Annotated in this window: 10 protein-coding genes; 6 read left to right on the forward strand and 4 right to left on the reverse strand. The window is 41.4% G+C overall.

The window, feature by feature from the left end:
• Positions 1–4: 4 nt before the first annotated feature.
• Entirely contained in the window at positions 5–1,201 is a 1,197-nt protein-coding gene (gene coaBC / locus HUZ36_RS13825; protein ID WP_176033167.1) for a bifunctional phosphopantothenoylcysteine decarboxylase/phosphopantothenate--cysteine ligase CoaBC, read from the reverse strand.
• Between the two features lie 244 nt (positions 1,202–1,445).
• Here coaBC and radC point away from each other — a divergent pair, with 244 nt between their 5' ends.
• The 3 genes from radC (at position 1,446) to rpmG (ending at position 2,959) form a co-directional block, all read left to right on the forward strand.
• On the forward strand, positions 1,446–2,120 hold the full coding sequence (gene radC, locus HUZ36_RS13830; protein ID WP_125251127.1) for a RadC family protein: 675 nt from the start codon (positions 1,446–1,448) through the stop codon (positions 2,118–2,120).
• Positions 2,121–2,554: 434 nt separating this feature from the next.
• Positions 2,555–2,791: a 50S ribosomal protein L28 gene (gene rpmB, locus HUZ36_RS13835; protein ID WP_099643122.1), complete on the forward strand. Its 237-nt coding sequence runs from the start codon at positions 2,555–2,557 to the stop codon at positions 2,789–2,791.
• A gap of 12 nt (positions 2,792–2,803) precedes the next feature.
• The gene (rpmG, locus tag HUZ36_RS13840; protein ID WP_010364212.1) at positions 2,804–2,959 is read left to right on the forward strand and encodes a 50S ribosomal protein L33; all 156 of its coding nucleotides are present in this window, start codon (positions 2,804–2,806) and stop codon (positions 2,957–2,959) included.
• Between the two features lie 85 nt (positions 2,960–3,044).
• On the opposite strand, the gene HUZ36_RS13845 is transcribed toward rpmG, so the two are convergent.
• Positions 3,045–5,021 (reverse strand): winged helix-turn-helix domain-containing protein, encoded by a 1,977-nt coding sequence (locus tag HUZ36_RS13845; protein ID WP_176033156.1) that lies wholly within the window; start codon positions 5,019–5,021, stop codon positions 3,045–3,047.
• 134 nt (positions 5,022–5,155) lie between these two features.
• Between HUZ36_RS13845 and HUZ36_RS13850 the strand changes: the two genes are divergently transcribed.
• A complete protein-coding gene (locus HUZ36_RS13850) occupies positions 5,156–6,982 on the forward strand; it encodes an alpha/beta hydrolase (protein ID WP_176033157.1) in 1,827 nt (608 codons plus the stop codon).
• 446 nt (positions 6,983–7,428) lie between these two features.
• On the opposite strand, the gene HUZ36_RS13855 is transcribed toward HUZ36_RS13850, so the two are convergent.
• Positions 7,429–9,489, reverse strand: a complete 2,061-nt coding sequence (locus HUZ36_RS13855; protein ID WP_176033158.1) for a S9 family peptidase — start codon at positions 9,487–9,489, stop codon at positions 7,429–7,431.
• Between the two features lie 136 nt (positions 9,490–9,625).
• On the opposite strand from HUZ36_RS13855, the gene HUZ36_RS13860 reads away from it, so the two are divergent.
• Together HUZ36_RS13860 and HUZ36_RS13865 are read left to right on the forward strand one after the other, a co-directional pair.
• On the forward strand, positions 9,626–10,141 hold the full coding sequence (locus HUZ36_RS13860; RefSeq protein ID WP_128731572.1) for a hypothetical protein: 516 nt from the start codon (positions 9,626–9,628) through the stop codon (positions 10,139–10,141).
• Positions 10,142–10,143: 2 nt separating this feature from the next.
• Positions 10,144–10,347, forward strand: coding sequence for a helix-turn-helix domain-containing protein (locus HUZ36_RS13865; RefSeq protein WP_128726032.1), 204 nt, complete (start codon positions 10,144–10,146; stop codon positions 10,345–10,347).
• Positions 10,348–10,502: 155 nt separating this feature from the next.
• Here the strand turns inward: HUZ36_RS13865 and gorA are convergent, their stop codons facing one another.
• Positions 10,503–11,861 (reverse strand): glutathione-disulfide reductase, encoded by a 1,359-nt coding sequence (gene gorA / locus HUZ36_RS13870; RefSeq protein WP_147389053.1) that lies wholly within the window; start codon positions 11,859–11,861, stop codon positions 10,503–10,505.
• Positions 11,862–12,022: the final 161 nt, after the last annotated feature.

The raw sequence follows: 12,022 nt of genomic DNA on the forward strand, positions 1-12,022 counted from the left end.
AAGGTTATTTTATCTTTTCAGCAATGGCTTGCATGACAGTGAGTGCTAACTCTTTTTTGCTAGATTGGGGAAGCTCTATTCGTTCTTTTTTCCAATAAAGGGTCAGCGCATTGTTATCAGAATTGAAGCCAACATTACTATTCGATACATCATTGGCACAAATCATATCTAACCCCTTATTGATTAATTTGCCTTGTGCATATTGTGCAACATTTTGTGTTTCCGCAGCAAAGCCGACGGTATAAGGGCGCGATGTGGATAAGGCTGCAACGCTGGCAATAATGTCTGGGTTTTTGGTGAGGGTAAGCGTGATTTCATCACCTTGCTTTTTGATTTTCTGACTTGCAACGGATGCGGCGCGGTAGTCTGCCACCGCGGCACAGCCGATAAAAATGTCAGATTGTGGAGCATACTCTAGTGCAGATTGGTGCATTTGCGCTGCACTTTCAACGTTAATGCGTTTACAACCGCCAGGAGTGGGTAGTGAAACTGGCCCTGCTATTAGGTTGACTTTGGCACCCAGTGCATGTGCAGCCTCGGCAAGGCTAAAGCCCATTTTTCCAGAGCTATGATTGGTGATGAAGCGTACAGGATCTAGTGCTTCACGTGTTGGACCTGCAGTTATCGTTACTGTTTTTCCTGCTAAAACTTGTGGTAAAGGAGTAAGTGCATTAAGGCAAAGCTGGACTAATTCGTGTGGTTCAAGCATACGACCAGCACCAACATCTCCACACGCTTGCTCGCCTTTCCCAGGCCCCCACACGTGTACATTGCGTGATGCGAGCGTGCTTAGGTTTGCTTGCGTGGAGAGGTGAGCATACATTTGTTGATTCATAGCAGGTGCAACAGCAACTGGTGCAGGGGTGGCTAGTAACAAGGTCGTCAGTAAGTCATCCGCTATTCCGCCAGCCATTTTCGCTATCATGTTAGCAGTTGCTGGTGCGACTAAAACAAGATCTGCCCACTTGGCAAATTCAATGTGACCCATCGATGCTTCAGCTTGTGGATCAAGCAAAGAGTCAGACACTATTTCTCCAGATACCGCTTGCATGGTCAATGGAGTAATAAAATGTTTTGCTGATTCAGTCATCACTACTTTGACATCCACGTGCTGCTCTTTTAAGCGTCGCACAAGTTCTGCGCATTTATAAGCAGCGATACCGCCACTGATCCCAAGTAAGAGACGTTTATTTCTTTGCATGTGAGTTTTATACATTGATGGGGTTCATAACGTTAAGATAACACAGTCTGTATTTGCTTTTGAATAATCGAGCACGGCAGCTAAGCTTAGTTTACACAAATTAGCTTTATACTTGTTCAATTGGAGGAGAAGTAATCGAATACAAACAAGTTCAAAGAGGCTGCAAGGGAGGTTGCAATTAATTAGCCGCAGTTTAGGTTAATTGAGTAAATTGCTCGGAAATCTACTAGATAAGGGACATATCATGCAAATATCCGCTTTACCAAAGTCGGCTAGACCGAGAGAAAAACTGATTAAATATGGCGCACAAGCGCTCAGTGATGCTGAGCTGTTGGCTATCTTCTTGCGCACCGGTATTCAAGGGTTGAACGCTATTGAGTTGGCTGAGTCCTTATTAGAACAACAGCAAACACTTCAATGTCTATTTAACGCATCGTTGGAAGAGTTTTCTGCGTTAAAAGGGTTAGGTGTTGCAAAATATACCCAGTTACAAGCCGTGTTAGAGTTGAGTCGTCGCTATTTGAGAGAAGAATGTCAACGAGATACGGTGTTTCACAATCCCAGCGCGGTGCGCGAATACTTAACTGCTCAGCTGCGAGGACTTGGGCATGAAGTCTTTATGGTGCTTTATCTAGATAATCAGAATCGTTTAATAAAAGATGAAGTGTTATTTCATGGCACAATAAATAGCGCATCGGTGTATCCAAGGGAGGTTGTTAAAGCTGCGCTTAAGCACCATGCCGCATCGGTTATTTTTGCCCATAACCACCCATCAGGAGTGGCTGAACCAAGCGAGGCCGACAAACTTATTACCAACAAGCTGCAAAAAGGTCTGGGGCTAGTTGATATCAATGTGCTGGATCACTTAATTGTTGCAGGCAATCATTGTATTTCTTTTGCTGAACGAGGGCTTGTATAGGCAATGATATGACTTTGTTGTTGCGGGCATAAAATTTCAGGGGTTTTAGTGTTGTTTGGACTTTGCTCCTCAACTTTAACGCAGGTGTTGTAGAAATAAGTACAAAGTGGATGGCTAAGAGTGAAAATCAAACAACAAAAATAAATAGCTAGAAATGAGGAAAATAAGAATTTTGCTCGTTAAATCAGCATATTTGTATAAATTTTATAAATTAGTTCAATTTAAATGCAGTTTTTACTTTCCTCAAGGGCTTCGGATCATTATAATTGGCCGCTATCAAATTTACCCATGAGCTGATTTCAGTAGGATCAGATCCTTGATCTCTGCCTGTAGATACTGTATAAAGAGCGCCCTTTGATTTTACCTAGGGCACGCAGTTAAAAGGCCTTTAAGGGAAAATTAAGCTCGAGCGAAGTTATTGGAGATACATAGACATGTCTAAAGTCTGTCAAGTTACAGGTAAGCGCCCAGTGGTTGGTAACCACCGTTCGCACGCGCGCAACGCTACTAAGCGTCGCTTCCTACCTAACCTACAAACACACCGTTTTTGGGTTGAAAGCGAAAAGCGTTTCGTTTCTCTACGCACTACTACTAAAGGTATGCGTATTATCGATAAAAAAGGCATCGACGCGGTACTAGCAGATATCCGTGCTCGCGGCGAAAAAATTTAAGGAGCTTAAATCATGCGTGATAAGATCCGTTTAGTTTCTACAGCTGGTACTGGTTATTTCTACACTACCGACAAGAACAAGCGTAACATGCCTGAAAAAATGGAGATCAAAAAGTTCGACCCTAAGGTTCGTAAACACGTGATCTTCAAAGAAGCGAAAATCAAGTAATTCGTTTCAAGAATCAATAAAAACCCAGCCTCGGCTGGGTTTTTTGTTTTCAGCCAAACAATCCTTTGTTTAGTTGTTTAGTTGTTTAGTTGTTTAGTGATAGCCGCCAAAGCTCGCCGCTGGGCTGGTTTAGCTGTGCAAAAACAATATCCCCATTTGCTAACACATCAAATTGACCAATGAAGCTTGAGGGCAGCGCTAGGTATTGTTTTTCTTGTTGAGTGTTGAGATCAAACTGCCAAATATGGTTATCTTTTTCATAGTATAATGCATTGCCTCTTGGCCGCCAGTTTAACCAATTTCTAATCGCCACATCAGGAACAATAAGAGACTCTAGGCCTTCCTGTAGCTGCCAAATACCTGGTTGGCTAAACTTGGTGAAATAAATAGCATCACCATGTGCATAGCCACTGTATCCTCCCTTTGTGGTGAGCTGTTGGTGTTTGTCTGTATTTAAGTTGACTGACCATAATTGCCAACTACCTGAGCGTTCACTGCTGTAGATTATCTCATCATCATGTTTGCCATAGTTAGCAACGTAAGCTTTTAATTCGTCACTGATAACTTCAGTTACATGCTGTGATTTGGTATCAAATTGATAAATTGCATCTCGATACTCAAAGAGAACTTTTGAAGCATCATGATTAAGTGTAAAACGTTGAAAATTAAAAGCATGTGGCAGTGGCGTAGCGACATTGGTTTGTGTGCTTGTATCGACAGACCATAAAGCTGAATCAGCACCATGATCAGAGATGTACCATACTTGTTGTGAGTGGTTTGCACGGGGCAGGCGGTTAAGTGCTTGGTTATTAACGACAGGCGTTATGGTGTTTTCTGATATATCAAAGAGTTTAACTGCACTCGTGAGCTTATATTGATTAAACAGCAGAGTATTATTGCTATTTAACAGAGTAATACTCTCTATAGGGGCTGTGAGTTTGTGTACCAATGTCACCGCTTTATTACCAACATTAGCACTGTAGATACTATTTGCATCAGTAAAGTACACTAATTTGCCATCAGCTGACCATGTTATCGATGACAAATGGTGAGGGAGCGCAATAGTTTGCTCAATAGTCATCTCTGGATAGCGATAAATCGTTAATCGGTGTTTATCTTCACCAAGGTACGTTGCAACACTAAGTTTGTCCTTTGCTTGAGACAAACTAAAAAGGTGGTCGCCTTTCAGGTTTCCTGTCGCTGGAGGGAGTGTAAGCTGGGTATGCCTACGAGTGCTGAGGTCAAAGCGGTAAAGTCCATAGCCACTGTGTATGTTAGTGCGCTTACGATAGATAAGCTCTTGATGGTTTCTACCCCAACTGAGTTTTATATTTTCTATTACTTGGCAGGGGAATAGTGTCTGTGTTTTTTGTGCTGTTATATCTAGTTGTTTAACTGAACAGTTTTGTTCATCATCAATATAGGCAATGTATTTTGCGTCTTGGCTCAGTGTTTGCGCTCTCAAATTACCACTCAATAACTGAATGTTTGTGCCATTACGGTTGAGCCAAAGCTCCGAGTATGGTGGAGAAATTGGATGCAGATAGCTAAAGCTCTTTGATAATGGTGCGCCACTTAATTGTAATTCAATACCATTTTGACTAGTCAACTTGTGTGGAACGAGAGGCGAGACGTTTGGTTGTGCTTGAAAAAAGTAAGCTACGAATAGCGCTATACAAATACTAAATATGAATGTAGCCGCTATTAACGTAATATTTTTGCGGCTCGAAACCGTAGGAGTTACATCTTTGTGTAACTGCGTAACCGCAGGTACGAGCCGATATCCAAGTGTTGGAATGGTTTCAATATATTCGTTTTGTCCATCTAACTTATTGATATGTTGACGTAATGTAGAGACCGCTTTATTTACGGCGCTTTCTGTAACAATACGCCCCAGCCATACTTTTTCTATTAATGTATCGCGAGAGACAACATCACCACCGCCTTCAATTAAGGTGAGTAGTAATGAATAAGGTTTAGGCTCAAGCCTGATAGTACTCGTGCTATTTGTCAGCGTACGATTAACAGTATCAAACTGAATTGCTGCAAACTCATAGCGCATCTCTTTTTATCCCCTTGATTTTATTATTTATATTTTATGGTAATGAATTCGTCATGACGATTTCATATTAAATCGTCGCGCTTTATCCCATGGTAGTTAGAGTACAGGAAAACGATAAAATAGGAATGACCAACATGACAAGTAACCTTTTTTTACCACGGGTGTTAAGCCTTACGCTAGCTGCATTACTTGTTGGATGTGGCGGTAGCAATCACATTAATGATGAAGCGCCAGTGAGTAATGGTAATGATTCAAAGATGGTTGGTGGTTTTGAACAACATGAAGTAAATGAGCGCTTCTACTATATGAAGCCAGTAGAAAACACCAATAAAGCGTATAAGTTACTATTTGCTTTTCACGGCTCTGGAGGGAACAGTCAAGGTATGGCTGCGATGACCAAGCTGCATGAACAAAGTGATGACTACTTAGTGGTTTATCCAAAATCAAAAAATGAAGAGTGGAATGAAGGCTGCCGTTGTAATAAAGCAGATCGCTTAGGTGTGGATGATCTTGGTTTTGTAGATGACATGATTGCTGAACTTAAAGCCAAATATCAGCTAATTGATGGCGAAATTTATGCCACTGGTTTTTCTCAAGGCGGGCTCTTTGTACAAAACTTATTATGTAATCGCTCTGAGGTCTTTAATGCAATCGTGACCGTTGGAGCACCCATGTCATATCAGCTAGGTGATAGCTGTAGTTTTGATACACCGACACATTATCGTATTATGCATGGCAAGGCGGATACAGTGTTGCCATACACCGGCAGAAGTCATGCTAATTTTGGTCTACTCTCATCACCACAAGCGATCAAGATCATAGGTAACTTGAACTATGACTCAGCACTTTCTACAGATAAAAAAGTAGAGCAAGGCGTCACGTTAACTTATTATCCAAACCGTGCTATTCAAACGGAGCTTATCAGTGTTGATGGAGCTGGTCACAGCTGGAACCTTTCGCCAATAAACACAACTCAATCAATCATGGAGTTTTTTGAAAAAGCTAGTAAGCATCCGCTTCCGCAAGATTCTGATCTTATTGCTATTAATGAAGACTACTACCATGTGCGGAATGTAACACCGCAAACAGACAAGCCAACCGTGGTGATGCTGTCAGGAGCCAATTTACACTTTCATAGTGATAGCGCATGGTTTGCACTGCTACAACCTTACTTATCAACACAGTTTAATGTGTATGTGATTGATAGGCTTGGGCAAGGGCTTAGTAGTAACACCAGCGCACCGTCAATGCAAAAGTTTGCAACGGATCTTCCAGTGCTATTTGAGAAGCTTGATTTGAGCAATGTGCATTTGGTGAGTTTTGCTAATAGCAACTCTGTACCGCTTATTGCTATGCAGCAGTCGGAAGACTTCAAACAAAAGATTGCCAGTATGTTGTGGATGGATCCGGACATTTTATTACCGCACTCAATTGCACAGTATCAGGGTTACCCTGTTGATATTTATCGCGAGTGGGGTCAGCATTTGATAGACCACGTGAGTGCAGGAAAGTGGCAGGAAAAAATGAATGGCAAAATAGCTGAGGAGCAGGCGCATGTAGAGTCTTTGCTGGAAGAAAGTGAGTTTGCCCAGCATATGGATTGGGATTACTTCAATCAAATCATGCAAACACGTTATAGTATTGAGGCCCAACTTATCCGAGTAAATGAAATGATGAACTATCATGACGATCTGGAGTTAGTGAGAAACTGGCAACCAGATAGCAGTATTCCAATTACCGTGATCGATAGTGAGTTTGAACAGTTAGATATTGAAAAAGCAGAAACAGAAGAAGCCAGAGCGGGTTTGATTAAGTGGGAAGCCGAAGGTCGAAAATGGTCTCAAGAAGTCGCGGAAATAAGCGGAGGGCAATATTTGCCAATAACCTCTACAGAGCACTTGATCCCGCTCACTCACCCTGAGCTTATTACGCAAGCACTGATCGAGCTGTCTAACCGATAACATCTGACATAGCGCCTAGCGCTAATCCATACTAGTTGACGTTCATCGTCACTTCCCCCCAAGCCCAAATATCCTTATTTGGGCTTTTTTAGTTGAGTGCGTACGAAATGGTGCTGACGATTAAATAGTGTCATTTTTGATTGCTTATAATATAAAAAGGGCTGGTTCATTATAGCCCCCAGTTTAGATTGTAAGCTTTTATATAGTTATCCGTGCGTTACTTCAAGAGACACTAATCTTATGTAACTTGAACTCGGGGTCATAAGTGAGTTAATCAACCAAATTACCTAATAAGCTCAACAGGTGTAATATCACGCTAGCCAGAAGTTGTTTTTTAATATCAGGCAACTTGTGCGTCAATAGCTGGTCTATTACAAAAAAATTTAAGGCAGTAGTAAGGGATAACAACTGCAAGAAAACAAGTTATTATCCCGAGTTCACGGTATTTAGAGGGTGCTAACATCTACCGTCAATGTGGCTAGATGGTTGACTAAATCAGGATCATCGCTGTCAGACTTTGTTCCACCTAAATGTTTTGCGAAAAAGCGTTCCATGGCGATGATAGAAGCCAGTTTATTGTTGTGTTGAATAAAACCATGCCCTTCATTTTTCGCTAAGATGTATTCAACAGGCAATTGAGCGTTGAATAATGCTTTAGCAATTAATTCAGACTGTTCCTGTGGCACTCTTGGATCATTTGCTCCTTGAATTAACATAATTGGCGCTTTAATATTGTCGATAAAGTTGATGGGAGAGCGTGCAGCCATGTCCTTTCTATCAGCCTCAATTGCCGGATCACCAATCGCAGCGTAGAAGTTGCCTAAATATGGTCTATATGCCTCAGGGAATGACGCCATAAATACATTAAGATCAGAAGGCCCTACATATGAAATAACGGCTTTATATAAATCTGGTGTAAACGTCGCTCCCGCTAATGCAGCAAAGCCACCATACGACCCTCCCATAATACCAACACGATTTTTATCTGTGATGCCTTGAGCAATAAGATAATGCACGCCATCAGTAATATCTTGCTGCATTGAACCTATGCCCCACTGTTTGTTACCTGCGCTAGTAAAATGTTTACCAAACCCTGTTGAGCCCCTGAAATTAGGCTGTAGAACGGCATAACCTCTGTTGGCAAAGTAATGTGCAATAGGAACAAAGTAACCACTGCTAAATTCCCATTTATCTCTAACCCAAGGGCCGCCATGTGGCAATACAATTGTGGGAAGTGTGGTGTTAGCATATTTAGGCAATGTTAGATATGCTTGGATTTTTGTGCCATCTGTTGCGGTATAGTTTATTGACTGTCTTGTACCTAGCTGCTCAGGGTCAAACGAAGGTTCTGGATTTAGCAGGCCAATAAGCTGATCAGTATTTGGGTTAAATACAAATTGTTCGTCTGGCTTATTGGCATACTTTGCGGTGATATGCCAATGTCCAGTTTTACCTTCTATTTGTTCAACGTGTATGTCTGCGTCTGCTCCGAAATGTGAAGTAATACGAGATAGTATAGATGCTGCACTTTCAGTGAGCGGGTAGTTTCTTAGCCTCGAATCATAATATGCCGCGATAAGAGGTTGCCCATCATCTTGTAAAATAACATGGTATAAATCTGAGTTATTGAGCGGATCACGATGTAGCGTGTGTAATATATTTGTACCGAGATCAAGCTCAATAAGTTCTTGCTTATCTCGCCCTTGGATGCTGCCTGACAGTACTGCGGTATGCTTTGGTTCGTTATAGCCAATAACTTCAACTTGTTCACCAGGTTGTGTGCGCAAAACCTGTTGCCATGATTGCTCTTCTTTTTTGTATAAAGTCATAGAACTATCATTGTTTAAAACGACACCCACCATAATTTCTCCGGCGCGATTTAATATCGCCTTGCTAAACTTCAGCTCATTGGGATCGATCAGCGTCATAGTGTGGGTTTTTGTGTCTAGCTGGTACAGGCTGTATGTATCACTTTGTAGCAGGTTTGCAAATACAGCCAGCTTGTTTGAATTATCATGGAGCTGTTTTGCAAGAATGTAATTTACATCTTCTTTGTTCGTTAGGTTTGTAATTATTATACTATTTTTAAGATTATTAGGATTGAACTGAAGCGTGAAGATTTGTTTGTTTTCATTGCCCTCGTGATCTTTGCTAAATATGATCTCATTCGTATGGTGAGACCATACGAAATTATCTACAGAATCTGTTAGGTTGGTGATTGGTTTAGCATCAGAGAGATCCCCCCCTTTGCGTACTAGATGAATATTATTCGCACCATTGTGCGGTTGAAGAAATGCAATCCATTCACCATCAGGTGATAGCGATACACTTTCCATTGTTTGCTCACTAAATAGATCTTTTAACGCGATTAACTGAGTTTGCGTTTGAGCAACGGTATGTATGGTTTTTTGTGTAAATGAACCAACTTGACAACCACTTAGGGATAGCCCTGCAAGGACAAGTGAGCTGATAATTGTCGTTTTTACTCTTATTAAATTGTATTTCATATTGGCTACTCCATTTTTTCTAAAATTATCATTACATGATTTTTAATTATTGTAAAACAATAATTCGTTGTTGTTTTTTGATGTTTTTTTTCTGTGTGGTATAGTACGCCCTGAGCATGAGAAATGAGGAGCTGACATGTCTATCACTTTGGATATGATTCAAAGAAGAAGTAAATTTATTCGCGTGGGAGTACTATCTACTACAGCGATAGTACTGATATTTCTGGCCTACGAGTTGGTATTCAATCATCGTGTCAGTTACTATGACAATGCTCTGTTTGATGAGTTATGGCAGTCTGATAAGGTTAATAATGTTGCTCTGTTTCTAGCTACGACTCCAATATTGTTCCTTGCATTGGCGGGGGTCCATTTCATTACTCGATTGCTAAAGTATTTTGAGCAAGGACACTTTTTTACTCGAGAGTGTTTGTCTTGCTTTATCTATTTCATCATTACTGAAGTGTTGTCGATATTTTTCGTCAGTGCACTGAGCGTTATCTTTGCATACTGGCATGATGCTTACTTTGAGCACACAACCCTTGTCCTGTCATTACAATTTGGTGAGTTGGTTACGCTTAGTATTTTAGCGACGGTTGCTTATCTGCTGCGCGCAGCGCAAGAGATCAGTGATGAAAACAAGGAGTTTATTTAGCGATGGAAATTGTTGTGAACTTAGATGTGGTCATGGCCATGAGAAAGGTCTCATCCAAAGAGCTAGCAAAAGAAATCGGCATCACAGAAGCGAACTTATCGCTGTTAAAGCGCGGTAAAGTCAAAGGCGTTAGGTTTGAAACACTGGCCCAAATTTGCAATTATTTGGACTGCCAACCGGGCGATATTCTAGAGTTTAAACCTTAATCTGTTTATGTGTTTGCATTCGCTGTCTTGAATACCGACATGCTAAGTGTATCTATCTAAATGGGTAAATAAATAAGAGACCTAGCTTAAACAAAAAACGCGAGTTACTGGTTAACTCGCGTTGATTATTTAGCCTTAATGATTAAATTATGCGGTTACCTCATAGTAACAAACTCCTCGGAGCCGGTTGGGTGTATCGCGACTACCGAGTCAAAGTCTGCTTTGGTTGCGCCCATTTTCATGGCAACGGCGAAGCCTTGGATCATTTCATCTACCGCAAAACCGATACCATGCAGGCCAACAATTTTCTCTTCTTTACCCGCACAAACAAGTTTCATACGACATGGCTGGCGATGCTGAGTAACCGCTGTGTACATTGCAGCAAAGGTAGAGGTATAAACCTTGATATTGTCTTTGCCGTATTTCTCTTCGGCTTCTGGCTCGGTTAGACCAATGGTACCAATTGGCGGGTGGCTAAAGACGACGGTAGGGACTAAGTCGTAGTCCATTTTGGCATTTGGCAATTCAGGATTAAATAGGCGCTCAGCGAGCATTCTTCCCGCTTTTACGGCAACAGGAGTCAGCTCTATTCCACCATCCATAATGTCGCCTAAGGCATAAATACCTTTAGCTGTGGTGTTTTGCCACTCATCAACTTTAATATGGCCACTAGGTGTTGTTTCTACATCTGTTGCGGCAAGATTGATAAGATCAGTCATGGGCTCACGACCAATCGCCCAGATCAGTGTGTCTACGGTATATGATTCACCATTTTCAAGGTGTAAGGTGACTGAGCCATCTTCTTCTTTGGTGACAGATTTTGGTGTTGCGTGGGTATGTAGTGTAGGCCCTTCTTTTTCCATTACCTCAGTTAATGTTTCAACTAAGATGGGATCAAAGTTACGCAGTGGAGCGTGCTTACGAACAAATAAGTGTGTTTCAGTGCCTAAGCTATGTAATACACCTGCAAGCTCTACTGCAATATAACCTGCGCCAACAACCGCAACGCGACGAGGCTGCTCTTTAAGCTCAAAAAAACCATTAGAATCGATGCCATGCTCAGCACCTGGAATATTTGGAATGGTTGGGCGGCCGCCTACGGTGATATTGATATGGTCAGCAGTATATTGCTCGCCGTTGACTTCAATAGTGCGGTTATCGACGAATTTAGCAAAGCCATTGATCACGGTAACGCCATTTTTGGCAAGGTAGTTGTTATAACCTTGGTGGATCCGACCAATGTAGGCTTCTCGGCTTTCGACAAGTTTTGCCCAATCAAAATTCTTTAGTTCAACATCAAAACCATAATCTGGAGCGTATAACTTAATTGCTTCTGCAACTTGAGCACCATGCCACATCGCTTTTTTTGGTACACAGCCCACGTTTACGCAAGTGCCGCCTAAATGTTTTGCTTCTATTAGTGCAACTTTAGCACCTCGCATCGCTGCTCTGTTTGCAGATGCTATTCCGCCGCTACCACCGCCGATTGCGATATAGTCAAAATGTTGAGCCATAAAAATTCCTCGCCAATTATTTATTTTGCTTAAATCCTACTACTTTATATTAAGTAAATAGAAAAAGTGCACAACTGTAGACCGATATTAAGCAAAAATCTGTTCAGATACTTGTAAATGCGGCCTAACACCCTTATTTCAACCTTAATATTAGATTAGAA

The sequence above is a fragment of the Pseudoalteromonas sp. McH1-7 genome (genome assembly GCF_013366255.1).
Taxonomy (GTDB): domain Bacteria; phylum Pseudomonadota; class Gammaproteobacteria; order Enterobacterales; family Alteromonadaceae; genus Pseudoalteromonas; species Pseudoalteromonas peptidolytica.